Origin of the sequence: Kribbella capetownensis (genome assembly GCF_004331485.1) — a bacterium.
GTDB classification, from domain to species: domain Bacteria; phylum Actinomycetota; class Actinomycetes; order Propionibacteriales; family Kribbellaceae; genus Kribbella; species Kribbella capetownensis.
On the sequence record NZ_SJKD01000001.1, the window covers coordinates 120,785 to 145,812 of the forward strand.

28 protein-coding genes are annotated in these 25,028 nt (G+C 67.9%); 19 read left to right on the forward strand and 9 right to left on the reverse strand.

Translation table 11 applies throughout. From position 1 onward, the window contains the following. The first annotated feature begins 54 nt into the window (after positions 1-54). On the forward strand, positions 55-1,149 hold the full coding sequence (locus tag E0H75_RS00615; protein ID WP_131511079.1) for a serine hydrolase domain-containing protein: 1,095 nt from the start codon (positions 55-57) through the stop codon (positions 1,147-1,149). A 58-nt stretch (positions 1,150-1,207) separates the two neighbouring features. Here the strand turns inward: E0H75_RS00615 and E0H75_RS00620 are convergent, their stop codons facing one another. Both E0H75_RS00620 and E0H75_RS00625 read right to left on the reverse strand, forming a co-directional pair. Further along, positions 1,208-1,384 (reverse strand): hypothetical protein, encoded by a 177-nt coding sequence (locus E0H75_RS00620; RefSeq protein ID WP_238162737.1) that lies wholly within the window; start codon positions 1,382-1,384, stop codon positions 1,208-1,210. A gap of 224 nt (positions 1,385-1,608) precedes the next feature. Further along, a complete protein-coding gene (locus E0H75_RS00625; protein ID WP_131511081.1) occupies positions 1,609-1,983 on the reverse strand; it encodes a glyoxalase superfamily protein in 375 nt (124 codons plus the stop codon). 126 nt (positions 1,984-2,109) lie between these two features. On the opposite strand from E0H75_RS00625, the gene E0H75_RS00630 reads away from it, so the two are divergent. Together E0H75_RS00630 and E0H75_RS00635 are read left to right on the forward strand one after the other, a co-directional pair. Further along, entirely contained in the window at positions 2,110-2,928 is an 819-nt protein-coding gene (locus E0H75_RS00630) for a sigma-70 family RNA polymerase sigma factor (protein WP_131511082.1), read from the forward strand. Next, positions 2,925-3,419 carry a DNA polymerase ligase N-terminal domain-containing protein gene (locus tag E0H75_RS00635; protein WP_131511083.1) on the forward strand — a complete coding sequence of 165 codons (495 nt, stop codon included), beginning with the start codon at positions 2,925-2,927 and terminating at the stop codon, positions 3,417-3,419. Before E0H75_RS00630 ends, E0H75_RS00635 begins: the two co-directional genes overlap by 4 nt. Before the next feature lie 19 nt (positions 3,420-3,438). On the opposite strand, the gene E0H75_RS00640 is transcribed toward E0H75_RS00635, so the two are convergent. Together E0H75_RS00640 and E0H75_RS00645 are read right to left on the reverse strand one after the other, a co-directional pair. Beyond that, entirely contained in the window at positions 3,439-4,083 is a 645-nt protein-coding gene (locus E0H75_RS00640) for a nitroreductase family protein (RefSeq protein ID WP_131511084.1), read from the reverse strand. Between the two features lie 12 nt (positions 4,084-4,095). Further along, positions 4,096-5,058, reverse strand: coding sequence for a penicillin-insensitive murein endopeptidase (locus E0H75_RS00645; RefSeq protein WP_202872785.1), 963 nt, complete (start codon positions 5,056-5,058; stop codon positions 4,096-4,098). A gap of 115 nt (positions 5,059-5,173) precedes the next feature. On the opposite strand from E0H75_RS00645, the gene E0H75_RS00650 reads away from it, so the two are divergent. Beyond that, the gene (locus tag E0H75_RS00650; RefSeq protein WP_238162738.1) at positions 5,174-5,851 is read left to right on the forward strand and encodes a nitroreductase family protein; all 678 of its coding nucleotides are present in this window, start codon (positions 5,174-5,176) and stop codon (positions 5,849-5,851) included. Between the two features lie 3 nt (positions 5,852-5,854). Here the strand turns inward: E0H75_RS00650 and E0H75_RS00655 are convergent, their stop codons facing one another. Together E0H75_RS00655 and E0H75_RS00660 are read right to left on the reverse strand one after the other, a co-directional pair. Then, a complete protein-coding gene (locus E0H75_RS00655; RefSeq protein WP_131511086.1) occupies positions 5,855-6,472 on the reverse strand; it encodes an L-threonylcarbamoyladenylate synthase in 618 nt (205 codons plus the stop codon). A gap of 11 nt (positions 6,473-6,483) precedes the next feature. Beyond that, positions 6,484-7,683, reverse strand: coding sequence for an ROK family transcriptional regulator (locus E0H75_RS00660; RefSeq protein WP_131511087.1), 1,200 nt, complete (start codon positions 7,681-7,683; stop codon positions 6,484-6,486). Positions 7,684-7,813: 130 nt separating this feature from the next. Here E0H75_RS00660 and E0H75_RS00665 point away from each other — a divergent pair, with 130 nt between their 5' ends. From E0H75_RS00665 to E0H75_RS00695, 7 genes are read left to right on the forward strand one after another with little or no spacing between them, the layout of a single operon-like run. Continuing rightward, positions 7,814-9,196, forward strand: coding sequence for an ABC transporter substrate-binding protein (locus E0H75_RS00665; protein ID WP_131511088.1), 1,383 nt, complete (start codon positions 7,814-7,816; stop codon positions 9,194-9,196). Then, positions 9,196-10,092 carry a carbohydrate ABC transporter permease gene (locus E0H75_RS00670; RefSeq protein WP_202872786.1) on the forward strand — a complete coding sequence of 299 codons (897 nt, stop codon included), beginning with the start codon at positions 9,196-9,198 and terminating at the stop codon, positions 10,090-10,092. The genes E0H75_RS00665 and E0H75_RS00670 overlap by 1 nt, the downstream gene beginning before the upstream one ends. Continuing rightward, on the forward strand, positions 10,089-10,982 hold the full coding sequence (locus E0H75_RS00675; RefSeq protein WP_131511089.1) for a carbohydrate ABC transporter permease: 894 nt from the start codon (positions 10,089-10,091) through the stop codon (positions 10,980-10,982). The genes E0H75_RS00670 and E0H75_RS00675 overlap by 4 nt, the downstream gene beginning before the upstream one ends. A 1-nt stretch (position 10,983) precedes the next feature. Next, positions 10,984-11,301: an EthD family reductase gene (locus E0H75_RS00680; protein WP_131511090.1), complete on the forward strand. Its 318-nt coding sequence runs from the start codon at positions 10,984-10,986 to the stop codon at positions 11,299-11,301. Beyond that, on the forward strand, positions 11,298-12,383 hold the full coding sequence (locus E0H75_RS00685) for a Gfo/Idh/MocA family protein (protein ID WP_131511091.1): 1,086 nt from the start codon (positions 11,298-11,300) through the stop codon (positions 12,381-12,383). Before E0H75_RS00680 ends, E0H75_RS00685 begins: the two co-directional genes overlap by 4 nt. Continuing rightward, positions 12,383-13,594 (forward strand): Tm-1-like ATP-binding domain-containing protein, encoded by a 1,212-nt coding sequence (locus E0H75_RS00690; RefSeq protein WP_131511092.1) that lies wholly within the window; start codon positions 12,383-12,385, stop codon positions 13,592-13,594. The genes E0H75_RS00685 and E0H75_RS00690 overlap by 1 nt, the downstream gene beginning before the upstream one ends. Further along, a complete protein-coding gene (locus E0H75_RS00695; RefSeq protein WP_238162739.1) occupies positions 13,591-14,418 on the forward strand; it encodes a phosphoenolpyruvate hydrolase family protein in 828 nt (275 codons plus the stop codon). Before E0H75_RS00690 ends, E0H75_RS00695 begins: the two co-directional genes overlap by 4 nt. On the opposite strand, the gene E0H75_RS00700 is transcribed toward E0H75_RS00695, so the two are convergent. Continuing rightward, positions 14,411-15,880 carry an aminotransferase-like domain-containing protein gene (locus E0H75_RS00700; protein WP_131511093.1) on the reverse strand — a complete coding sequence of 490 codons (1,470 nt, stop codon included), beginning with the start codon at positions 15,878-15,880 and terminating at the stop codon, positions 14,411-14,413. The two genes, E0H75_RS00695 and E0H75_RS00700, sit on opposite strands and share 8 nt — an antisense overlap. A 110-nt stretch (positions 15,881-15,990) precedes the next feature. Between E0H75_RS00700 and E0H75_RS00705 the strand changes: the two genes are divergently transcribed. Genes E0H75_RS00705 through E0H75_RS00735 form a run of 7 tightly spaced genes read left to right on the forward strand, consistent with a single transcriptional unit; the run spans position 15,991 to position 22,482 of the window. Then, positions 15,991-17,280, forward strand: a complete 1,290-nt coding sequence (locus tag E0H75_RS00705) for an ABC transporter substrate-binding protein (RefSeq protein ID WP_131511094.1) — start codon at positions 15,991-15,993, stop codon at positions 17,278-17,280. Next, a complete protein-coding gene (locus tag E0H75_RS00710; protein ID WP_131511095.1) occupies positions 17,277-18,164 on the forward strand; it encodes a carbohydrate ABC transporter permease in 888 nt (295 codons plus the stop codon). Before E0H75_RS00705 ends, E0H75_RS00710 begins: the two co-directional genes overlap by 4 nt. Positions 18,165-18,169: 5 nt before the next feature. After that, complete coding sequence (locus tag E0H75_RS00715; RefSeq protein WP_131361598.1) at positions 18,170-18,994, forward strand: carbohydrate ABC transporter permease; 825 nt, start codon at positions 18,170-18,172, stop codon at positions 18,992-18,994. Continuing rightward, positions 18,991-20,076 carry a Gfo/Idh/MocA family protein gene (locus E0H75_RS00720; protein WP_131511096.1) on the forward strand — a complete coding sequence of 362 codons (1,086 nt, stop codon included), beginning with the start codon at positions 18,991-18,993 and terminating at the stop codon, positions 20,074-20,076. The genes E0H75_RS00715 and E0H75_RS00720 overlap by 4 nt, the downstream gene beginning before the upstream one ends. A gap of 3 nt (positions 20,077-20,079) precedes the next feature. Then, positions 20,080-20,433: a cupin domain-containing protein gene (locus E0H75_RS00725; RefSeq protein WP_131511097.1), complete on the forward strand. Its 354-nt coding sequence runs from the start codon at positions 20,080-20,082 to the stop codon at positions 20,431-20,433. A gap of 1 nt (position 20,434) precedes the next feature. After that, positions 20,435-21,652, forward strand: a complete 1,218-nt coding sequence (locus E0H75_RS00730) for a Tm-1-like ATP-binding domain-containing protein (RefSeq protein WP_131511098.1) — start codon at positions 20,435-20,437, stop codon at positions 21,650-21,652. 2 nt (positions 21,653-21,654) lie between these two features. Further along, positions 21,655-22,482: a phosphoenolpyruvate hydrolase family protein gene (locus tag E0H75_RS00735; protein ID WP_131511099.1), complete on the forward strand. Its 828-nt coding sequence runs from the start codon at positions 21,655-21,657 to the stop codon at positions 22,480-22,482. On the opposite strand, the gene E0H75_RS00740 is transcribed toward E0H75_RS00735, so the two are convergent. Together E0H75_RS00740 and E0H75_RS00745 are read right to left on the reverse strand one after the other, a co-directional pair. Continuing rightward, the gene (locus E0H75_RS00740) at positions 22,483-23,142 is read right to left on the reverse strand and encodes a class F sortase (RefSeq protein ID WP_238162740.1); all 660 of its coding nucleotides are present in this window, start codon (positions 23,140-23,142) and stop codon (positions 22,483-22,485) included. It lies immediately after the preceding gene. A gap of 38 nt (positions 23,143-23,180) precedes the next feature. After that, positions 23,181-23,999, reverse strand: coding sequence for a DUF4397 domain-containing protein (locus E0H75_RS00745; protein WP_238162741.1), 819 nt, complete (start codon positions 23,997-23,999; stop codon positions 23,181-23,183). Positions 24,000-24,253: 254 nt separating this feature from the next. Here E0H75_RS00745 and E0H75_RS00750 point away from each other — a divergent pair, with 254 nt between their 5' ends. Then, on the forward strand, positions 24,254-25,009 hold the full coding sequence (locus E0H75_RS00750; protein WP_238162742.1) for a hypothetical protein: 756 nt from the start codon (positions 24,254-24,256) through the stop codon (positions 25,007-25,009). Positions 25,010-25,028 lie beyond the last annotated feature (19 nt).

Sequence of the window (25,028 nt, forward strand, 5' to 3'; positions counted from 1 at the left end):
CGGGCCCGCTCCGACCTGGCAGTGACCGAACTCCGGAGCAGTAAGGATGGCAACGTGACGAATCTCCAGGAGCAGGTGCAGCAGCGCGTCGACGAGCTGGCCGGGACCGAGCTCGGACTGCAGGTGGCGGCGTACCAGAACGGCGTACTGGTCGTCGATGCCGTCGCGGGCGTCGCCGATCCCGCGACCGGCCGACCGGTCACCGCTGACACGCTGTTCTTCAGCGCCTCCACCGGCAAGGGCGCGTCCGCGACTGTCGCCAATGTGCTGGTCGATCGTGGCGTCCTCGAGTACGACGCTCCGATCGCGGACATCTGGCCCGAGTTCGCGACGCACGGCAAGGAGAAGGCGACACTGCGCCACGTCCTCACCCACTCGGTCGGCCTGCCCGCGCTGCCGCCGGACACCACAGCCGCGGACCTGGCCGACTGGACGAAGATCACGTCGTACCTCGCCGCGGCCCAGCCGTGGTGGGAGCCAGGCACGAAGACGGGCTACCACTCCGAGACGTTCGGCTTCCTGGTCGGCGAGATCGTCCGCCGCAGCACCGGCCGCACGATCTCCGACGTACTGCGGGAGATCGCCGAGCCGCTCGGGATCGCGGACCAGGTGTACTTCGCCGTCCCGCCGGACCAGCAGCACCGCGTCGCCACACTGGTCGAGCCGGACGGCGCAGAGGACACCTTCGCACGACTGGCCGACATGTTCGCCCAGGTCGAGCCGCCGGCCGTGATGCCTCGCGCGGCAGACGTCAACACCCCTGAGTATCTCGCCGCTGAGCTGCCGGCTCGCGGCATCCTGACCGCCCGCGGCATCGCCAAGCTGTACGCCGCTCTGATCGGTGAGGTCGACGGTGTCCGGCTGGTCCGGCCGGAGGCGGTCGCGGGGATCACCGGCCCTGCCCTGGTGGCGAACGACGAACTGCTCGGGAATCCGGCGACGTGGGCGCTGGGCTACCCGATCGGCCGGCTCGGATCGACAGCTGAGGAGAGCCCGGCGTCGTTCGGGATGCCGGGCATGGGTGGCAGCGTCGCCTGGGCCGATACGCGCTCAGGCGTGGCGTTCGCGTTGACCCGGACCTCATTCGACCCGGCGCAGTCGGCGTCCGCGATCGAGATCGGCAACCTGGTTGCGAAATCTCTCTGCTGAAATCCCTGTCGGGACCGCATTCCCTGGTAGGACTGCATTCCCTGCTGGGTAAGGGCTTTCAGGACCCGCGGACCGACTGCTGGTCGACCCAGACCAAGTGGCCGTGGTGGCTGACGAGAACCTCGTCAGACCCGGTCACACCGGTCCGGCGGCCCAGCTCCTGGCCGGCGATCCAGCGACCGCCAATGCGGACCTGGACTGCCACGGGCCGGGCCGGGGAAGTGGCTACTGGCATGGCACCTGACTTCTGGACAGGGGCGGAAGCGGTGGGGTGGCGTCGTACTGCTGTGGGGTGGTGCTGAAGTCCGGTCATCGTCGCCCTCGCAAGGACACACAACCATCATCTGGGGGGCTGGTTGCTCAGCCAAAGGCCACCCTACAACCGAGAGATGACCCGCCGTTAGCTGTAATTCGGATTGATCCGGAACCCCGGACCACCAGTCGGCGCGAGCCCGGAAACTAGTCGGCGCGACCGACGATCTGCTGCAGCGCCCAAGTGTTTCCGTCCGGGTCGCTGAAGAAGACGAAGCGGCCCCACGGCATCTCCTGGACATCCGAGACGTCCACGCCACGACCCGCCAGCTCGGCCCGGGCGGCGTCGGCGTCGGACACCACGATCTGCAGCCCGCGCACGGAGCCGGGCTCGGCCTGACCCATGCCGCTGCCGATCGCGATCGAGCAGGCCGACCCGGGCGGAGTGAGCTGAACGAACCTCAGTTCCTCGCTGACCTGATGGTCGTGATCGGCGACGAATCCGACCTTGTCCGTGTAGAACGCCTTGGCCCGGTCGACGTCCGACACCGGGACCGACACCAGCTCGAGCTTCCAGTCCATGGCGGCAACCTACTGCCTGCCGAGATGCATAACCCAGGGTCGGTGGGGTAGAAATGTGACCAGAAGTTCCTGACCGCGGTCCAGACATGTGCCGCGCCGTGACTCAGAGTCGCGAGGTCAGACATCATGAACACCGTTGCCAGCACCACCGCCGAAGCGCGCCAAGCCGATCGCAAGCAGCGCAGAGACGGCGAGACCAGGTCCCTGCTGAGCCGGCGAGCCGCCAGCACCGACGAGAATCTCCGGCAGGCCCTCCTCGATCAAGCGATCGAACTCCACCTCGGGATCGCGCACAGCATCGCGTCGCGGTTCCGTGGCCGCGGCGTCGAGGCCGACGATCTGGACCAGGTCGCGTACCTGGGCCTGGTCAAAGCTGCCCGCAGCTACAACCCGGACGCGGACACGCCGTTCCTGGCGTACGCCGTACCGACCATCCGGGGCGAGGTGAAACGGTACTTCCGGGACTGCTCCTGGACGGTCCGGATCCCGCGCCGCCTGCAGGAACTGCAAGGATCCATCGCCTCGGTCCGGCCGCGGCTGGTGCAGGAGCTGCACCGCGAGCCGACCCAGCAGGAGCTGGCCGACGAAATAGGGGCCCAGGTCAACGAAATCGAGGACGCCATCGCCGCCGACGGCTGCTTCTCGGTACTGTCCCTGGACCGACCGGTCGACGACGACTCGGCCGCGAACCTGGCCGACACGATCGCCGACTCCGACGACACCGCGTTCGAGCGGACCGAGGCGGTCGCCGTCCTCGGGCCGGTGCTGAGCGGGCTCGCGCCGCGCGAGCGTAAGATTTTGGAACTACGGTTCGTCGAGGGTCACACGCAGGCGGACATCGGTGCCGAGATCGGAGTGAGCCAGATGCAGGTGTCCCGGTTGCTCCGCGGCATCCTCGACCGGCTGCGCGACCGGATCGAGCCGCCTGCGGCAGCCGCCGCTTGACCGACAAGCCGATCTTCGTGGTGCAGCTGCACGACGCCCGGCGGCTGCACTACGACGTCCGGCTCGAGGTGGACGGCGTACTCAAGTCGTGGGCGGTCCCGCGTGGGCCGTCTCTGGATCCGGTGGTGAAGCGGCTGGCCGTCTTCACCACCGACCACGACCTGGAGTACGCCTCCTACGAAGGCGTGCACGCCGACGCTCAGTACGGCAGTGGTGCCGTGATCGTCTGGGACGCCGGGATCTACACCAACCTGACCCGGGACGACCGGCACCAGGTGGTGAACCCGGCCCAGGCGATCGAGCGCGGTCATTTCAAGGTCCAACTGCACGGCGTGAAACTCAACGGCGCCTGGGCCTTCACCCGCACCGGTGACGACTGGCTGCTGGTGAAGGTCCGCGACGCGGCGGCCGATCCCGCGGTCGATCTGACCGTGACCGAGCCGCGGTCGGTTCTCAGCGGTCTGACCATCCAGGAGATGGCCGCGTCCTGACCGTTGCCGTTAGCAACGCTTACCAGGTGTCGAGGTGCAGGATGCCGTCGAGCGGCTGCCGCGCCGCGGGCTTGAAGTCGGTGCCGATCGTGTACGCGGTCGGGATCAGCGCGGTCTGGCGGATATCCTCCGGCAGACCGAGCAGTTCGCCGACCTCCTGCTCGTAGTTCAGGTGCAGGGTCGTCCACGCCGTACCGAGTCCGCGGGCGCGTGCGGCCAGGCAGTAGCTCCACGCAGACGGCAGGATCGAGCCCCACAACCCGGCCTGGTTGCCCGCCGGCAGGTTCTTCGCCTCCAGGCACGGGATCACGAGGACGGGGACCTGCCCCATCCGCTCACCCAGATAGGCCACGCCATCGCCGATCCTGCGCTGGATCGGCCCGCGGACCGGGTCGTCGGCGTACAGCTTCCCGGCGGCGCCGGACCCGGCCAGGTACTTCTCGACCGCGAGCCGGTAGTACTCCCCGATCGCCGCCCGCTTCTCCGCGTCCGTGATCACCAGCCAGTGCCAGGTCTGCCGATTACTCCCCGACGGTGCCTGCAACGCAACCTCGATGCACTCCCGGATCAGCTCTGCCGGAACCGGCTTCTCCAGGTCCAGCCGCTTGCGCACCGTCCGGGTAGTGGTGAGCAGTTCGTCGGGCGAAAGGTCCAGTGTCGTCACCCGTCCACTATGTCAGCAGGTGTACAGCGAGCTGGGGTGGACCTTCTCGCAGAAGCGGACGTGAAGGTGGTTGTCGTGCGCCGGCCACTCAGTGGTGAGGCCCTCGCTGATCAGAGTCGGGTCGTTGAAGAAGATGAGCCGGACGTGGCCCGGAGCGGCGGCGTGGATCGCCTGGATGAGTTGGCGGGTCGCGGCCCGGTCGTACGTCGCCGACTGCCAGGTGATGCGGCCCGCGGTGCACTGGGCGCTGTCGGTCCGGATCGGCCAGATGTCGATGTCCAGCCCGACGTCGTGACTGCCGTGGCCGGGGATGTCACCACCGTGCTCGAAACCGGCGTCGCCGTACGGGAGCTGGCCTTGGTTCGTGCTCGCGAAGGATCGGGCCGCCTGCTCGAGTTGGGCGACGGCCGCGGACGTCGCCCAGTTGGCCGCCGTACCGTTGCCGTCGGGGTCCTGGTCGCAGAGGTTGGCGGTGAAGTCCGGGTAGTCGTAGTGCCAGGCGAGGTTGCGCCAGGTGACCGGACCGACGATGCCGTCCGCGCCGATCCCGGCATGCGACTGGAACGCGGTCACCGCGTCGCGGACCGCCGTACTGAACACGCCGTCGACCGGGAGACTCAACCGCCGCTTGGCGTTCAGCTCGACCTGCAACGCCTTCACCGCGGCGTTGCTGTCACCTGACCGGATCGTCGGCGCCAGCGCGGTCCAGGTCTGCGGGCCGACGATCCCGTCCACACCGAGACCCTTTGCTGTCTGGAACGCCTTGGCAGCCGCGACAGTCGTCGTACCGAACACTCCGTCGGCAGTCACCGACTGCCCGTTGTGCTGCAGCAAATACTGGACGGCCAGTACGTCGGCCCCCCGATTCCCACTGCTCTGCGTCGGAAAGAACGCATTCGCATAAGCCTGCGCCGACCCAGGCAGCAACCCGGTCAAAAGCAGCACAGCCAAGGCAAGCACCACAACACGCTTCATGTTCCCTCCGGGGCGGAAGAGGTAACTGACTAACGTCTCCCCGCCACCATCCGGCATCCGTTTCCCACCCGCAAGACCCGGCGCAGTACTATGCTTGCAGATAATCCTGAAACGGATGATCTTTTACCGGAAGGGTCGCGCTCTGATGTCACTGAACCTGTCGGCCGACGAGGTGTTGTCCACAACGCGTGCCGTGCGCAAACGCCTCGATCTCACCCGCCCGGTGCCACGCGAGCTGATCGAGGAGTGCGTCGATCTCGCCACTCAGGCGCCGACCGGCCGCAACCGGCAGCGCTGGCACTTCCTGATCGTCACCGAGGAGGGGCAGCGGCAGGCCGTGGCTGACGTGTTCAGGCGTGCGCTGCCACTGGCGACCGGCCACCCGCTGACCGGCCGCGACGTGTCGCGGATGAACTACCACGCAGCCTCGACCGAGCGTGTCTTCGACAGCCTGCGCTACCTGGTGGACAACATCCACCGGGTGCCGGCCTTCGTCATCCCGGCCGTCGAGGGCCGCACCGACCGAGCCACGGTCGACGTGCAGTCGGGGGTCTGGGGATCGATTCTGCCTGCCGTGTGGAGCTTCATGCTCGCCGCCCGCGAGCGTGGTCTCGGGACAGTCTGGACAACCGCGCAGGCACCGCTCGAATGTGAGCTTGCCGAGATCCTCGGCGTCCCGTACGACGACGTGATGCTGGCGGCGTTCATCCCGCTCGCGTTCACGCTCGGTACCGACTTCCGGCCGGCCAAGCGGGTCCCGCGCGACCAGGTCCTGCACTGGAACAACTGGTAGTTCCTACTCGAACAGCTTGGGGTCTCCGGCGCCGACTCGGACTATTTCGGGGAAGTCTTCGGAGAAGTCGATGACTGTGGTGGGTTCGGTGCCGGCTTCGCCGTCGACGACGGCGTCTACCTGGTGGTCGAGTTCTTCCTTGATCTCCCAGCCTTGCGTCATCGGCTCCTCGTGATCGGGCAGGAGGAGGGTGCTGGAGACCAGTGGTTCACCGAGCTCGGTGACCAAGGCCTGCGCCACGACGTGGTCGGGGATGCGTACGCCGACCGTCTTCTTCTTCGGGTGCAGCAACCGGCGCGGCACCTCCTTGGTGGCCGGCAGGATGAACGTGTAGCTGCCCGGCGTCGCCGCCTTGATCGAGCGGAACACCGCGTTGCTGATGTGCACGAACTGCCCGAGTTGGGCGAAGTCCTGGCAGACCAGCGTGAAGTGGTGCTTGTCGTCGAGGTGCCTGATGGCCCGGATCCGGTCGATCCCGTCCCGGTTACCGAGCTGGCAGCCGAGCGCGAAGCAGGAGTCCGTCGGGTACGCGATCAGCCCGCCCTCACGGACGAGGTCCACCACCTGACCGACCGCCCGCCGCTGGGGATTCTCCGGATGTACGTCGAAATACCTGGCCATGACCGCCGAGCCTAGCGCTGAAGAGCAAGCAGGTACCCGTCGACCGCAGCTGGTTGGAGGGCATGCTCGACGACCATCATGGCCGCGCCGTACAAACCGGCGTCCGGCCCCATGGTCGCGGGCTCGATCCGTACGTCGCCCGCTGGGCCGGACTGCGCCGACTTGGCGATGCTCTCGCGGATGCCGGCGATCAGCTGCTCCTCGGCTTCGGCGAGGTATCCCCACAAGCTGATCACTCCAGGGTTGAGCAGATTGACCACACCGGCCAGGACTTCGCCGATGTCGCGACCTGCGATCCGAACCGCGTGCCCCGCCTCGACATGCGCGGACCGGGCCAGGGTTGCGACGGCGCGAGCGTTCGGCGCATCCACCCCCTCGGCCCGCAACCGACGAGCGAGGGCGCCACCACTCGCGACGGCGTTCAGGCAGCCGAGATTGCCGCAGCTGCAGGGCACTTCGGACGCACCGACCCGGGTGTGACCGATCTCCCCGGCCAAGCCGGAGACACCTTGGATGACCTTGCCATTGACAACGACCCCGCACCCGATCACCGTGCCGACCTTCACGCAGACCAGCACCTCGGGCTCGTCAGTACGCGCGCAGTGCTCGCCGAACGCGAGCAGGTTGACGTCATGGTCGACGAAGATCGGCACGTCCATCCAGCGATTCAGCACCTCACACACCGACTCTGCCGTCCAGTCCGCGCCGCCACCCTGCGACGCCAGCTCGACCCGCGCCGGCATCCCGAAGCCGATGCCGTGCACCCGGGCCGGATCCGCGTCCAGTTGCTCGAGCATCCCGTCGTACGTCCGGGTGACCTCGGACAGCACCGCCTCCGGGCCGTCGGCCAGGTCGATGTCGATCATCGTGCTGGTGAGGATCTCGCCGGCCAGGTCCGTCGCGGCCAGGCGGATGCCCGAGATACCCAGCTGCGCGGCCAGCGTGAGACCAGCCCGCGGGCTGAAGCTCAGCGTCGCCGCAGGACGTCCGCGGGATCCGTCCGCGGCCGGTCCGTCCAGGGACAGCAGCCCAGCGGCCAGCAGTACGTCGACCCGGTCGTTCACGGTGGACCGCGCGATGCCGAGCTCGTCGGCCAGCTGACCGGTCGTGTTCGCCCGGCCGTGCCGGACCAGCTCGAGGATCTCGCCGGACCGCGCGATCCGGGACTGGGATGCCGGACGGCGGCGGGAGCGTAGTGGCGCGGTGGTCATCGTGATCCCCCTCGTGGTCCGACGCTGCTCACACAGTATCAATTAGAACTTCGGTCGACATCTTTCTGTTGACGGTCGACATTAAAGACCATACGCTCGCCGAAAAGCCTCCCGGGACCAAGGAGTTCGCATGACCAGTTCAGGACTGACCCGGAGACAGTTGCTCCGGACCGGCGGGGTGGCCGTCGCTGCCGCCGGACTGGGGCCGGCCGTGCTGGCCGGGTGCGGCGGCTCGGACGACGCCGGCGGGACCGGCGGCCCGCTCAGCTTCATGTACTGGGGATCGGCCTTCGAGAAGAAGGCGATCGACGAGATGCTGAAGAAGTACGGCAAGGAGCACGACGGCGCGAAGGTCGACCCGATGTACGTGCCGGTGTCGAACTACCCGACCAAGGTGTCCAGCCTGGTCGCCGCGAACACCCCGCCCGACCTGGCCTACCTCGGCACCGGGCAGATGTACGACCTGGCCCAGAAGGACCTGATCCTCAACCTGTTCCCGTACCTGGACAAGTACCCCGAGCTGAAGGACCGGCTGCCGAGCAGCTACTTCTGGTACGGCAAGGACAAGCTCGCCGCGAACCAGTTGGCGATGGGCGTGCAGATCCTCTACTACAACACCGACGCGTTCAAGGCGGCCGGTATCGACCCGGCGCCGTTCACCGCCGACACCGCCTGGAGCTGGGACGACTTCGTCCAGGCGGCCGACAAACTGACCGTCGACCAGAACGGCAAGCACCCGTCCGAGGACGGCTTCGACTCCGGCAAGGTGAAGCAGTTCGGCACCATCGCGCCGATCGGCGGTGCCCCGCTCTACAGCCTGCTGCGCTCCAACGGCGGCGACATGGTGAACGAGGACGGTACGAAGTTCGCGCTCGACTCGGCGGCAGCGATCGACGTACTCAAGAAGGTCCAGGACCTGATCTACGTGCACCGGGTGGCGCCGAGTCCGGCTCAGCTGGGCAAGAACGCGCCGACCACGTCGGTGCAACTGCAGACCAAGCGGGTCGGGATGATCATCGACGGCAACTGGACGCTGCTCGACCTGATGGAGAGCAAGGTGCCGTTCGGCGTCGCCGTACTGCCGAAGTTCAAGGAGCCGCTGACGATGACCGGCGGTGCGGCCGGCGCGATCTTCGCCAAGACCAAGCACCCGGAGGAGGCGATCGAGCTCTACCTGTACTACAACGACCCCGAACATGTGGACCTGTTCAAGGACGGGCTCTGGGCGCCGCTGCAGAAGAAGTACTACACGGACCAGGCCGAGATCGACAAGTGGGTGCTGAAGGACAAGTACCCGGCCAACTTCAAGACCGCGGTGGTCGACACGACGCTGAAGAACGGCGTCACCGACTGGGGCCAGCAGATCAAGAACGCGGACCGGATCCACCAGGTCCTCGACCCGGCGCTCGAGCAGATCAGTCTGAACAAGGGCGCGCCGGTCGACATCGTCAAGGCGCTGAAGCCGAAGATGCAGGCGCTGCTGCAGGGCAAGTGGCCCCTCCAGGAGCTGTGATGGCTTCGTCTCCGATGAAGCAGGAGGCACGCTGGGGCGTGCTGCTGGCGCTGCCCGCGATCATCGGCTTCGTCGCGTTCACGTTCCTGCCGATGATCGCCTCGGCGGTGATCAGCCTGACCGACTGGACCATCGGCGCGGCACCGAAGTTCGTCGGTTTCGCCAACTACACAAGGATGTTCACGGCCGATGACAGCTTCTTCAAGTCGCTGTGGGCCACGCTGTACTACACGCTGGGCGCCGTACCGCTGCTGCTGATCGTCGCGTTCGCGGTCGCGCTGCTGCTCAACCAGCCGGTCCGCGGGCAGGGCGTTTTCCGGGTGATCTACTACCTGCCGGCGATCGTGCCGATCGTGGCCAACTCGATGCTGTGGATCTGGCTGTTCAACCCGGACTTCGGGCTGCTGAACACGCTGACCGAGAAGGCCGGGTTGCCCCGGTCGCAGTGGATCTTCGACGAGAGTACGGCGATCCCGTCGCTGATCCTGATGTCGGTGTGGGGCTTCGGCAACGTCGCTGTCATCTTCCTGGCGGGACTGCAGGGCGTGCCACGGCAGCTCTACGAGGCGATCGCGGTGGACGGCGGCGGGGCGTGGCGGAAGTTCCGGCACATCACGTTGCCGATGATGACACCGACGATCTTCTACAGCCTGGTGACGAGTGTGATCGGTGCGTTGCAGGTGTTCGTCCAGGCCGCCGTGATGACCGAGGGCGGCCCGAACGACTCGACCCTGTTCTACATCTACTACCTGTACCGGACCGCGTTCACCAACAACGAGATGGGATACGCCAGCGCGTTGGCCTGGGTGCTGTTCCTGGTGATCATGGCGGTCACCGTGGTGCTGTTCCGCAACTCCAGCCGCTGGGTCTACTACGAGGCCGGGAGTACCCGATGACGGCCGTACTGGAGAAACCCGAGGTGGCGGCGACCGCGCCACCGGCATCGCGGCCGCTCGCGCCGCGGGGCGTGGGGAAGAAGCTTCTCGTCTACCTGTTGCTGATCGCCGGTGCGATCCCGACGCTGCTGCCGTTGGTCTGGCTGGTCCGCAGTGCGTTGATGGACTCGGGGCAGATCTTCGTCTCGCCGCCGCAGTGGATCCCGAAACCCTTTGCCTGGGACAACTTCTCCGGCGCGCTCACGCAGGTGCCGTTCGCACGGTACTTCCTGAACACACTCATCATCGAGGCCGGCGTACTGGTCGGGACTGTGCTGTCCTGCTCGCTGGCGGCGTTCTCCTTCGCCCGGCTGCGCTGGAAGCACAAGAACCTGGTGTTCGGCATCCTGATGTCCGGGGTGATGCTGCCGTACGCCGTGACGCTGATCCCGACGTTCCTGTTCTGGCAGAAGCTCGGCCTGGTGAACACCTACGTGCCGCTGATCCTGCCGCACTGGTTCGGTACCGGGGTGTTCAACATCTTCCTGCTCCGCCAGTTCTTCCTGTCCATCCCGTACGAGCTGGACGAGTCGGCGTACATCGACGGAGCGACGCCGCTGCAGGTGTACTGGCGGATCATCCTGCCACTGTCGAAGCCGGCCCTGGCCGTGGTCAGTGTGTTCACATTCCTCGGGGTCTGGAACGACTACCTCGGTCCCCTGATCTACTTGAACGACTCGGACAAGTACACGCTGGCAATGGGGCTGGCGTCGTTCCAGGGCACCTACACCGCACAGTGGGGGTACCTGATGGCCGCGGCCGCCGTGGTGCTGCTGCCGATCGTGCTGTTGTTCGCCTTCGCACAGAAGTACTTCGTCGAGGGCATCGCGCTGACCGGACTGAAAGGCTGACATGTACAAGGTGACCGTGCTCTACGGGCCGCCGGACTCGACCGAGGAGTTCGACCGGTACTACGACCAGACGCACATCCCGCTGGCCCAGGAAATGACCGGACTCAAGCGGTGGACCGTGTGCCGCTTCGAGCCCGCGCCGGACGGGACGCCGCCGGAGTACCACTACCAGGCCGAGCTGTACACCGACAGTCGCGCCGACCTCGAGCTCGTGCTGGAGTCCCAAGCGGGCAAGGCGGCCAACGAGGACGTCGCGAACTTCGCCAGCGGCGGCGCGGTGTTCCTCTTCGGTGAGGAGCGGGAGGTGCCGGTCCGATGAGCATCGATGTGATCGTGGTCGGCCTCGGCTTCGGCGCCGACTTCGCCCCCATCTACCAGGCCCATCCCGACGTCGGCCGCGTCGCGGTCGTCGACGCGGATCCCGTCCGTACGACGGCCGTCGCGGACCGGCTCGGGATCACCGACAGGTTCCCGAGTTTGGACGAGGCGCTGGCCGCACCCGGCTGGGACGCGGTGCACTTGCTGACGCCAGTTCGCTTCCATGCCGAGCAGGTCCAGCAGGTGCTGAAGTCCGGCCGGCACTGTGCGTCGGCGGTGCCGATGGCAACGACCCTGGAGGACCTGGACGCACTGATCGCGGCCCAGGACGATGCCCAGCGCAACTACATGATGATGGAGACCGCGGTGTACTCCCGCGAGTTCTTCCACGCGCGGAGCCTTCTGGACAGTGGCAAGCTCGGACGGCTCGCCTACTTCAAGGGCGACCACTTGCAGAACCTCGACGGGTTTCCGGACTACTGGCTTGGCTACCCACCGATGCACTACGTCACGCACGCCCTCTCACCCGCCCTCGCGCTCGCGAACACCCGGGTCGAGTCCGTCCGCTGCCTCGGCTCCAGCAAGCTCACGCCGGACCACATCGGTGTCGCGGGCGCAGGGTTCGGCACCGAGGCGGCGCTCTTCAAGCTGGCCGGCGACGATCTGGTCGCGAACGTGACGATGTCGTTCTTCCAGCTGGGCCGCAGCTATCTCGAAGGCTTCTCTGTGTACGGCGACGAGGGCGCGCTCGAGTGGCCGCAGCTCGAAGGCGGTCCGATGAAGGAGTTCAAACTCGAGCAACTCCCCGACGGGCGCCGGGGCCGGCCGGTGACCGAGGCCGACGTCCGGCCGCCCGGCGCACCCGAACTGTTGCCCGAGGCACTGAAGCGCTTCGCCGATGGCGGGCATGGCGGCTCGCATCCGCATCTCGTCCATGAGTTCGTGTCCAGCATTGTCGAGAACCGCAAGCCGAGGGTCGACGCCCGGACCGCGGCGACCTGGACCGCACCCGGGATCTGCGCCCACCAGTCCGCCCTGCAGGGCGGCGCCGAGATCCAGGTGCCGGACTACGGGGCTCGCTGATGGCCGTCATCGCGCTCGTCGGTGCCCTCGACACGAAGGGAGCGGAGTACGCCTTCCTGGCCGATCGGGTCGCTGCACTCGGTGCCACGCCGCTCCTGATCGACGTCGGGGTGCTCGGCGTACCGGCGCTGACGGCACGGATCGGTCGTGACCTGATCGCGGAGCTCGGCGGTGGTTCGCTCACCGAGCTGCGTGGTCGCGGCGACCGGAATGCGGCGATGACGGTGATGGCGCGTGGTGCAGCGTCGGCCTTGTCGGATCTCGTTGCGTCCGGCGATGTTGACGGCGTACTGGCGGTGGGCGGGTCCAATGCGGCGTACGTGATGGCGGAGATCTGCGGGCGACTGCCGTTCGGCTTCCCGAAGGTCCTGGTCTCGACCATCGCGGCCGGCGACACCCGGTCGTACGTCCGCGAGACCGACCTGACCCTGATGTACCCGGTCGTCGACATCAACGGCCTGAACCGGCTCAGCCGGCCCGTCCTCGCCAACGCCGCACAGGCCTGCGTCGGGATGGCAACGAGCCCGTACGCCGAACCCTTCCGCAGCGCACCGTTGGTCGGAGTGACCATGTTCGGGGTGACGACCGGCTGCGGGTCGTCCGTCGTCCGTGGCATCGAGGACCGTGGCTTCGAGGCATTGACGTTCCACTGCACCGGCGTTGGCGGCCGCACCTTGGAGGCGCTCATCCGCGGCGGCACGATCCAAGGTGTCGCCGACCTGACCACCACCGAGCTCGCCGACGACCTGGTCGGCGGGGTCTGCTCGGCCGGTCCCGACCGCCTCACCGCCGCCGCCGAGGCCGGCGTACCTCAGGTCGTCAGCGTCGGCGCGCTCGACATGGTCAACTTCTACGAGACCGTGCCGCCGGAGTTCTCCGGACGGCTGCTCCACCCGCACAACCCGGCCGTGACGCTGATGCGCACCACGGCCGCCGAGTGCGCCGAGCTCGGCCGAGGGATCGCGGCCCGGCTCAATCCCTCCATCGCACCTGCTGCCGTCCTGTTCCCGCACCGCGGACTGTCCCAGCTGTCCACGCCCGGCGGGGTCTTCCACGACCCGGCCGCGGACGACGCGCTGTACCAGGCCTTGCGGGACGGGCTGCGGCCCGGCATCGACCTGCACGACTTCGACACCGACATCAACGACCCGGCGGTGTCTGCCACCGCTGTGGATCTGCTGGCCACCTGGCTGGAGAAGGAGACACCGTGAACACTTTGACCCGCGCCGAACTGCTGGCCGGCTTCCGCCGCAAGGTCGCCGAGGGCCGCCCGATCATCGGCGGTGGCGCCGGCACCGGGCTGTCGGCCAAGTGCGCCGAGGCCGCCGGCCTCGACTTCGTGGTGATCTACAACTCCGGCCGCTACCGGATGGCCGGCCGTTCCTCCATGGCCGGCTTGATGCCGTACGGCGACGCGAACGCGATCGTGATGGAGATGGGCACCGAGGTCCTGCCGGTGACCGACAAGCTGCCAGTCATGGCCGGAGTGTGCGGGACCGACCCGTTTCGCGACATCCCGCGGTTCCTGGACCAGGTGAAAGCGGCCGGGTTCGCGGGGATCCAGAACTACCCGACCGTGTGCCTGTTCGACGGGATCATCCGGGCAAACCTGGAGGAGACCGGCCTGGGTTTCTACCGCGAGGTCGACCTGGTCCGGGCCGCCCGGGAGCGCGACCTGGTGACGCTGGCCTACGTACACAGCGAAGCGGAAGCGGCCGCGATGACGGAGGCCGGCGCGGACGTCCTGGTCCCGCACATGGGGCTGACCACGTCCGGGATGATCGGTGCGCAGACAAGCCTGAGCCTGGACGACTCTGTCGACCTGGTGTCCCGGCTCCGCGACGCGATCTTCGCCGTCAATCCCGATGCGCTGGTGATCTGCCATGGCGGACCGATCGCGACCCCTGAGGACGCCAAGCACATCTTGTCGAAGGTCGACGGCGTGGTCGGCTTCCTCGGTGCCTCCAGCATGGAACGGCTGCCGACCGAGGTCGCCATGGTCGATCACATGCGGAGCTTCCACGCGATCAGGTGACCGCCGAGGTGAGGGTGACGTCGACGGTCGCGCGGTTCAGGTAGTCGGTCCAGGCCTGGGCCAGCCGGGTGACGCCTTGACTCATGGTGGTTGTGGGCAACGAGTACGGCAGCCGGGTGTGGTCGTCGGTGCTGCCGTCGGCCGAGAAGACCGCACCCGGCAGCAGCGCAACGCCGTACCGCAAGGCGATCTGGGCGAAGTGGGTCGCGTCGCCTTGCGGCAGCCGGACCCACAGCGAGGCACCGGCCTCCGGTTCGCGCCAGGTCCAGTCCGGCAGGTGCCGGCCGAGCAGCTCGGTCAACGCGCGCAGTCCGGCCGGCAGCGCCGTACGTCGCTCGGCCTCGGCGGCATCACGGTGGTCCATCAACCGCAGTGCGACCTCCTGGGCGACGAGGGAGCTGCCGAGGTCGGTAATGCCACGGACCTGCGCGAACCGCGAAACCGCCTGCGGGACTGCACGAATCCAGCCCAGCCGCAGGCCACCCCAGAACAGCTTGCTCATCGACCCGATGGTGACGAGCCGGTCGTGGGTGGCCAGCGCGGGCGCGGTCGGTCGGCCGTCGAACGACGTACCGGACAGCGACGTGTCGTCGACGAGGACGACCTCGTGCTGGTCGAGCAGCCGCGCGAGCCGTTGCCTGCGGTCGTCGGACAGGACGACGCCGGTCGGATTGTGCGCGGCCGTCTGGACATAGACCAGCCGCGGCGACTCGGTGGCGAGGAGCTTCTCCAACGCGATGACGTCGAGCCCTTCGTCGTCGATCCGCACAGTCCGCAACCGACTGCCCGTCCGCCCGAAGGCCTCCAACGCGCCCCGGTACGTCGGTTGCTCGACGACCACGCCGTCACCTGGCTGCAGGCAACCACGGGCGACCAACTCCAAGGCTTGCTGGGCGCCGGAGGTGATCAGGATGTCCTCGGGTGCGGTCGGCATCCCCGCATCGCTGTACCAGCGAGCGATCCGCTCGCGCAGCGCCGGCAGGCCGCGCAGGTGGTAACCGTGATGCGTGCCGGTCAGGCGGAGGTAGTCGTCCCGGGTCAACCCTGCCGCGACGTCGGCGACCAGGTCGAGACTGGGCAGTGCCGCGGTCGCGAAGTCGATTGTTGCCAACGGCCCGTTCAGGAACTGGCTCGCCGCGTGATCGCCGGCCAATCCGGAAACGGTCTCCCGCGCCCGGTCGGCACTGACCCTGGTCCCGCTCCCCTGCCTGCGCTCCAGCAGCCTCTGCTCCCGGAGTGCCTGGTACGCCGCGACCACCGTCGTCCGACTCACGGTCAGCGCCTGCGCCAGTGCCCGCTCGGGCGGCAGCGCGGCACCCTGCGGCAGCTCGCCACGCTCGATCAGCTCCGTGAGGCTCTGGCTCAACTGGCGGTAGAGCGGACCGGACCGGGCGCCGGTGCCGACGAGCATCCGGGCGAGATCATCGGCCGAGAATCTGAGGCCATTGGCGTCCTGAATCACAAACAGAGTCCAATTTCGTCGATGTGGCTCTAGAGATCACCACTGTATGGAGGCCAATCTATCGGCCATTGAGCTTCGTGGGAACAAATTGGTCTGTGAGGTGAGGCGCAATGAAGTGGAAGCTTGGTGCCTTGCTGCTCGCCGCCACCACCGCGGTCGCGCTGCCGGGATGTGCCACGGTCGCCGCACCGGGCACCGGATCGCTGAACGCCGGCGGCCCGCAGGACACGTCCCGCTCGCTGCGCATCATGGGAGCCGACTTCCCCTACACCGATGCCACCGTCGCGGCGTTCGAGCAGCAGCATCCCGACATCAGCGTCGAGTACGTGAAAGGAGCGATCTCGTTCGAGGCGGGCAGTGTGCAGACGCTGCTGCGATCCGGCAGCGGACCGGACCTGTTACTGGTGAACTCAGGTCCGGGCCGGGTCGGCCTGCTCGCCGACGCCGGGCTGATCTGGCCGCTGGACGAGGTGTTCGCGACCAACGGCCTGGCCGGGCGGTTCGACCCCGAGGTGGTCCGGCAGACGAAGGCCGGCACCGACGGCAAGGTCTACGAGATCGTCGAGGGCCTGGACGTGTTCCAGGTCTATTACAACAAGAAACTCTTCGCCGCCCACGGTCTGCAGGTCCCGACCGACTGGCGGGGGTTCCTGGACACCTGCCAGACGTTGCACGACGCCGGGGTGAAGCCGATGCTGGCCGGCGCGCGCGACAACTTCGCCGGTGGCTGGCTGCTCGGCGCGCTGGTGCAGGCGTCGGCGGGCCGGGACAAGATGAGCGACATCATCAACGGCTCCGGCTCGTTCGATGATCCCGCCGTCGTCCAGGGCGGCCAGATGCTGGCCGACCTGATCCAGCGCGGCTGCCTCGACGGCGGGCAGGCGGCGGCTCTCGACGGTGGTCAGGCCGAGTCCGCGTTCTGGAAGGGTGGCGGCGGCATGATCGTCGTACCGCAGGGATCAATGGCGAACGCGCGGCAGGACGGTGTGGACGTGTCCGGGTTCGGCTCGTTCCCGATGCCGCCGCGGGAGCCAGGCGCCGAGGCACTTCCGACGTCCGGGCTGGCGCTGAGCTGGGTGGTGAACAACAGCACCAAGTCCCGCTCCGCGGTGATCGAGTGGCTGCGCTGGCTGGCGAGTCCGGAGTACCTGGCACTGACTGCCGCGAAGGGCCGCACGCTCGTCCCGGCCCAGGTCGTGCCGGCCGGGACCAAGCTCGACCCCGCGGTCGAGGACGGTTTGGAGAAGGTTGCCAAGGGCACCGGATTCAATCCGAGCGTGTACCTTCCCGACGCTGCCAAGGAAGCGTGGTACCAAGCCGTGCAGGGGATCCTGACCCGGCGACTGTCACCGGAGCGCGCGATGCAGGGCGTGCAGGACAAGCTGGCGGCGGGCCGATGACCAGCACACGTCGTACGGCGTTGATCGCCGTCATGCTGCTGCCGTCGCTGCTGCTGCTCGCGGTGTTCCTGTTCCTGCCGCTGCTGCGTGGGATCGAGCTCAGCTTCTACACCTGGAACGGCGTCGCGCCGGTCATGCACCGGGCCTGGCTGGACAACTACGCCCGGGTCTGGTCGGATCCCGCGTTCCTGAAGGCGTTGAGCCGGACGGTGATCTGGTGGGCCATGCATCTCGGTCTCGCTGTTGGCGGCGGTCTGGTGCTGGCCGCGCTGATCAGCGAGATCCGTTGGCGCCGCGCACAGACCCTGTTCCGCGGTCTGGTGTTCGTGCCGCACATCATGTCGCTGGCCGTCGTCGGCGTGATCTGGAGCCAGCTCTACCACCCGACCATCGGGCTGCTGAACGGGTTCCTCGACGCCATCGGCCTGGACAAGCTCGCCGAACCGTGGCTGGGCAGTACGGGGCTCGCCCTGCCGGCGGTCGGGGTCGCGAGTGCCTGGCAGGCGTACGGCTTCTACCTGGTGATCTTCCTGGCGGCGATCCAGGCGGTTGATCCCGCACTGCATGAGGCCGCCGCGATCGACGGCGCCGGCCCGTGGCAGCGGTTCCGCAACATCACCGTGCCGTCGCTGCACAATGCGATCAGCCTGGTCGTCGTACTCGCCTTCATCAACGCTCTCAAGGGATTCGGCACGGTCTGGTCGATGACCGAGGGCGGACCGGACCGATCCACCGAGCTCGTCGCGGTCTATGCGTACCGGCAGGCGTTCAGCCTCGGCGACATCGGTGCGGCGAGCGCGGCCGGCCTGAGCATCGCCGTGATCGCCGTCGTCATCACCGTCGGCTTCAACCGCTGGCGCGACCGCGCCGCAGTGGGGAGGTGAGCACGATGCGTACCGTCACCCGTTGGCACCACGCCCTGGTCGTACTGGTCGCCGTCATCGCCGGAGCCACGATGGTCCCGGTGGTGTGGGCCGTGTTCAGCGCGTTCAAGAACGACACCGAGATCTTCGGCGAACCGCTCGGCCTGCCGGGTCAGTGGCGGTGGGAGAACTTCCGCACCGTCTGGACCAGCGGCGACTTCAGCACGTACTTCGTCAACAGCGCGGTGATCGCGATCGCGGTCACCGCACTCACCGTCGCCGTCACCTGCCCGGCCGGCTACGTCTTCGGCAAGCTGGCTACCGGCCGGAGCAACGGCATCTTCTACGCCTACCTGCTCGTGATGACGCTGCCCGGCGAGGCGATCATGGTGCCGACCTTCTACCAACTGCGGGAGATGTCGCTGGTCGACAGCCGGGTCGGCCTCGGGCTGATCCTGGTCGCCGGCGGCGTACCGCTCGGTGTCTTCATCGCCCGGAACTTCTTCCGGGACCTGCCGAACGAGTTGATCGAGTCCGCCCGGGTCGACGGTGCCGGTGACTGGCGGATCTTCCGCAGTGTGATGCTGCCGCTGGCCAAGCCGGCCGTCCTGGCGGTCGGCGTGTTCAGCTTCCTCGGCGCCTGGAACGAGTACCAGCTGGCGCTGTTGCTGCTGTTCAGCCAGGAGAAGCGGACGATCCCGCTCGGGCTGGTGCAGTTCCAGGGGCAGTACAGCGCCGACTCAGGCGCGTTGTTCGCCGGCATCGTGCTGGCGATGATCCCATCCATCCTGGTGTATGTCGTGTTGCAGCGATCCTTCACCCGTGGCCTCGTGGCTGGAGCCTTGCGATGACCGTGACCTATCAGTTCGAGTACTCCGAGCGGCTGCGCTGTGCCTTCATCGGCGCGGGCGGGCACTCGTACCGCAACGTCTATCCCACCTTCCAGTACGCGCCGGTCGAGCTGGTTGCCGTCTGCGACGTCCAGCTCGAGCGCGCCCAGACCTACGCCCGGGGCTTCGGCGCACCCTCGGCGTACGACGATCACCACGAGATGCTTGCTCGGGAACGGCCAGACGCGGTCTTCATCGTCACCTCCTACACCGCGGAGGGCGACGTACAGGCGACTGCGCTCGCGGAGGACTGTCTGCGCGCCGGAGCGCATGTCTGGATGGAGAAGCCGACGGCAGCCGGGATCGCGCAGCTCGACCGCCTGCAGGCGGTGGCCGACGAGACCGGGCTGACGGTGATGACCGGGCTGAAGAAGATCTTCACGCCGGCGATGGAGAAGGTGAAGGCGATCCTGAGTACGCCGGAGTTCGGCACGGCGAGCTCGATCTCGGTGCGGTACCCCCAGTCGCTGCCCGCACCGGACGCCCGGTCCGACGACGTCGCGATGATCGGGTTCCTGGACCACATCTTCCATCCGGGCGCGATCCTGACCTACCTGATGGGACCGGTACGCCGCATCGGCTACGAATGGGAGCCGCGGACCGGGTCGAGCGTGTCGAGCCTGCTGTTCGAGTCAGGAGCCGTCGGGACACTGCACCTCGCGGCCGGCTCCGCGACCGGAGCACCACTCGAACGTGTCGAAGTGATCGGCAGCGGAGCCAACGTGGTGGTCGACAACGGCGTACGGATGACGTACTACCGAGCCGGTGCGGAGTCGCCGTACGGGCGATCAGCCTCATTCATCACCGGCGACGACGTGGCGCCGTTGCATTGGGAGCCCGAGTTCTCCCTCGGCCAGCTCTACAACAAGAACCTGTTCTACCTCGGCTACGTGCCCGAGGTGGTGCACTTCTGCGAGAGCGTGCTGGCCGGCAAGCCACCGGAGAAGGGCACACTCGCCGATGTCCGGGAGATTCTCAAGCTGTACGAGTTGTACCGCCGACTGCCGGCCGGCGAACCGGCAACGATCGAACCAAGGAGCTGACGGATGGGACAGATGACCCCGGCCGACGAGGTGCTGGTCGAGGACCAGCCGTGGGGACGACTGGAGTGGATGGTTTCCGGTGCCCTGGGCAACTCCACCACGATGACCATCGGCCGGTGCTACATCCGGCCCGGCGAGCAGAACCCACGGCACTACCACCCGAACTGCGACGAGGTGCTGCACATCCTGCAGGGCACCATCGAGCACAGCGTCGACGACGAGCGGGTGACGATGGGTCCGGGCGACACCATCAGCATCCCGTCGGGAGCGCTGCACAACGCCCGCAACATCGGCACCGACGAGGCGGTCTTCGTCATCTCGTTCTCGGCGCCCGACCGGCAGACGGTGGGTGAGTGAGATGCCGTCCGTGGTGCTGCTCGGCACGCTGGACACCAAGGGCGACGAGTACGCCTTCGTCCGCGACCGCCTGATCGCCGCCGGCCTCACGGTCGTCGTGGTCGACGCCGGCGTCCTGGGTACGCCGGGACTGACCGCCGACGTCACCCGGGACGAGGTGGCCGCCGCGGCCGACGTCGATCTGGCCGCGTTGCGTGACGCGGCCGATCGTGGTGCGGCCGTGAGCGCCATGGCGGCCGGTGCGGCTGACGTCGTACGGCGGTTGTACGACGAGGGCCGGTGTGATGGTGCACTGGCGCTTGGAGGGACCGGCGGTACGTCGATCGCGGCCGCGGCGTTCCGTGGTCTGCCGTTGGGCGTGCCGAAGGTGATCGTGTCGACCGCGGCGGCCGGCGCGACGTCGGCGTACCTGCGGGAAACCGATCTGGTCCTGATGCCGAGCGTGGTCGACGTGGCCGGGGTGAACCGCTTGTCCGCCCGGATCCTCGCCAACGCGGCTGCCGCGGTCGCGGGGATGGTGACCGCCGAACCGGTGCATGATGCTGCGGACCTTCCGTTGCTGGCGGCAAGTATGTTCGGAGTGACGACGCCGGCCGTGGACATGGCGCGCGGTCGGCTGGCAGACCTGGGCTACGAGGTCCTGGTGTTCCACATGACCGGGACCGGTGGGCGGACGCTGGAGTCGCTGGCTGGATCGGGCCAGCTGGCAGGGGTTCTCGATCTCACCACCACCGAACTGGCCGACGAGTTGGTCGGCGGGGTGTTCTCGGCCGGACCGGATCGGCTCACGGCAGCAGGTTGCGCCGGGATTCCGCAAGTGGTCTCGGTCGGGGCCCTGGACATGGTCAACTTCGGCCCGCGCGACACCGTGCCGCCGCAGTTCGCCGACCGGAACCTCTTCGTGCACAACCCGAGCGTCACGCTGATGCGGACGACGCCCTCCGAGTGCGCGGAGCTCGGCTGCCGCCTCGCCACCAGGCTGAACGGGTCGACCGGCCCAGTGGCGTTGCTCCTGCCGTTGCGCGGGATCTCGGCGATCGCGGTCGAGGGCGGCCCCTTCTACGACCCCGCGGCCGATGCCGCCCTGTTCGACGCGATCCGTGACACTGTGGACCGCTCGGTCGTCGAGGTGGTGGAGCTCGACGCCGCCATCAACGACGAGAGTTTCGCGCACGCGGCGGCCGATGCACTGAACGCCTTTCTACGGAAGGAAAGTTGAGGATGGAGCGCGACACGATCCTGGACCGGCTGCGGGCCAAGCGCGCGGCCGGTGAGCTGATCGTCGGCGGCGGTGCGGGCACCGGGCTGTCCGCCAAGTGCGAGGAGGCCGGCGGCATCGACCTGATCGTCATCTACAACTCCGGCCGCTACCGGATGGCGGGCCGCGGCTCGCTGGCCGGATTACTTGCCTACGGCAACGCCAACGACATCGTGCTGGACATGGGTCGCGAGGTGCTCCCGGTCGTCAAGCACACCCCGGTGCTCGCCGGGGTGAACGGCACGGACCCGTTCTACCAGCCGACCGAGTACCTGCGCCGCCTGATCGATCTCGGCTTCTCCGGGGTGCAGAACTTCCCCACGGTCGGCCTGATCGACGGCACCTTCCGGGCGAACCTGGAGGAGACCGGGATGGGGTACGCCGAGGAGGTCGCGATGATCGCCACCGCACACGAGCTCGGCCTGCTCACGACGCCGTACGTGTTCTCCGCCGAGGACGCGACCGCGATGACCGAGGCTGGTGCCGACATCGTCGTCGCCCACCTCGGCCTGACCACCGGCGGCGCGATCGGCGCCGGGACGGCGCGGACGCTCGAGGAGTGCGCCGTACTGATCGACGAGTGGACGGCCGCGGCGCGGGCGGTCCGGCCGGATGTGTTCGTGCTGTGTCATGGTGGCCCGATCGCCGAGCCGGCCGACGTACAGCGGATCCTCGAGTTGTGCCCGACGATCGACGGCTTCTACGGCGCTTCGTCGATGGAGCGGTTGCCGACCGAGCAGGCGATCACGGCCACCACGAACACGTTCGTGAACCTGCGACGCAGGTCGTAGCTACTTGGCCAGGCCGATCGCGGTGGCCATGACGACGAGGTTGTCGGCGTACCCGCCGCGGGAGGCGTTGTACGGACCGGTGCAGGTGATCAGCACCAGGCGGTGGTCGACCTTCTGGTCGAACGCGCCGCTCTCGGTGGCGAGCGCGTTCTTCGGCACCGACACGATCGAGCTGACCCGGTACGACGCCGCGTGGCCGGCACCGTGGAGTACGACGGTCTCACCCGGCTGGATGTGCCGCAGCCGGGCGAAGAAGCCGAGGCCCTCGGTCTTGGTGTCGACGTGGCCGGCCACGACCACCGAGCCGAACGGGTCTCCGGCCTCGGCACCGCCGTCCCACCAGCCGACATTTCGTGCCCCTTCGGGCACTATCAACTGCCCGGAAACCGTGCTGGCGGGCAGTACCGGAGCATGCGCACCACCCGGCAGCACGACCTGGGTCGGCACGAACCGGATCCGTTGACTCGGTGCGGGCGTGCCGATCCGGGCCGGCGGCGCGGAGGCCGCGCCGTCCGGACCGGAAGGAGTCGGGATCGTCGGTGTGATCACCGTCGAGAACCCGGGAACGCCCGGGAGGGACGACGGCGTCGACGCGCCGCCGTCCGACCCGGGGCCCGGCGATGCACCGTCGGCCTGCGCGGAGCACCCCTCCAGGCCCACGCAGAACATCAACAGCAGCAGTCCGGGCAGGAGCCTCCTCAGCGGCGGACCACCTTCCGGACCGTCACCACAGCGGCCAGCAGACCGACCAGCAGTGCAACGACCCAGAGACCGGACTCGTCAGCGGCAGAGCTTTGCGCCTGGTCAAGCCCTGCTGCCTGTCCGCCGGTCCCGGTGTTGACCAGACCCGGCTTGCCGGATCCCGTGCCCGGGAGTTTGATCGTCCCGGCCGCCACCGTCATCGTCTTCTGCGTCGGAGCACCGACCGCGAATACCCGGGTCAGATATCCGGCCTTGATCGGCAGATCCATCGGACCGAGAACAACAGGTGAACTCGCCCCGGCCGGCACGATGTCGACCTTGTAAGTCGCCGCCGGAACCACCGCTTCGAGCGATTCTCCGTTGGCCACGTTGGCGAACGCCACCTTGCCGTTCACCCGGATGTCGGCCGGGCCGACGGCCGCATCGTGCGCGACCCGCAGCCCACCCTTGTCGGCCGGCACCGCGTCCAGCTTGTTCGCGTACGTCGTGATCAGCGGCGCGCCCGTCGGCGACACCGGCTGATGGATGACGACGTCGATGCTGGCACCCGGGCCGACCGTCACCTCACGCTGGATGACCAGCTTTCCGCCTTGCTTGGCAGTGACCATCCGCTTGCCTGCAGCAACACCGAACGGCCCGACCAGCTTCGCGCCCGCCACCGCGCCGGCCACCGGCTTGCCGTCGATGCTGATGTCCAGCGACTTCCCCGGCAGTCCCTGGACGACGTACAGATTCCCCCCGGCGGCAGCATCGGCGGGTGCCGTCAGCACTGCCGGTGCGGCCGCGACCGTCACCGCCAGCAGCAACGGAATCACCCTTCGAATTACCGGACCCCGAATTCTCGAAAATATCCCTTGGGATACTGCCCGGAATTTTCCGGACACGCTCTGTTCCTGCATTCCGAACCCCCTCGAAGTGCGCCTGAAAAATACGGCAGTAATTGCCGCACCCCACTAATTTCGGCGTATCGTAAGCGCAAGTCCGATCCGGCGCCAGAGGAAGCGCCCGGATCCGTTGTGGGGGGCGGTGGCTCATGTCAGGACGGCGTTCTCCGAACACAGCACCGGCGGTGGGCCAGGAGTTCCTCCCGAGCGACGCATCGGGGGTGGAGGACCTCCGCCGACGGCACCCAGGGATACGGGGCCTGGTTGCGGTCGCGCTGACCCTCGGGCTCGGCGCGACCGCTGCATGTTCAGGCACCGGCGGCACACCGGTCGCCCCCAGTCCAGGGCTGACCGGATCCGTCAGCGTCAGCCCGGCCGACGGCGTACCGGTGACTCCCGGTCCCGGAGTGACCATGCCAGGGATCCGGCTGACCGCCGTACCGCGCAACGACGGGTCGTTCGACGTGACCGAGGACGTGATGTTGCCTGAGGCCACAGACATCGTCCAGCTGCAGCTGCCGGACTCCGGTGAGCACCTGCCCGGGTTGATGGCCAAAACGGAACCGCGGGCGACGAACCTGCAGGTCGTCGCCGACGGCGAGCAGGTGCCGGTGGAGCAGACCAGTCTCGCCGCACCCTTGGACCTTCCGTTGACCGTGGCCGCGTCCAAGCTCCGACTGAGCTACCGGCTGTCCGGCTCGTCCGTGCAGCGCACGCCGTCCACCTCCCGCCGCGCCGGCGCGGCGATCCGGCCACTCACCGCGGGCGCCGACGGCACCCTGCCGACCACTCTCACCGTCACCCAGGGACTACTGAACGCCGTCTGTCCGCTGCTGACCGAGACCCGATGCGCCGTCGGCAATCCCCCGAAACTCGGCATCCTGCCTGACATCCCGGCCAACAAGGCACTCGTCGTCCTGCAACTGGATCTGCCCAACTGATTCCGGACCACGCAAGGCC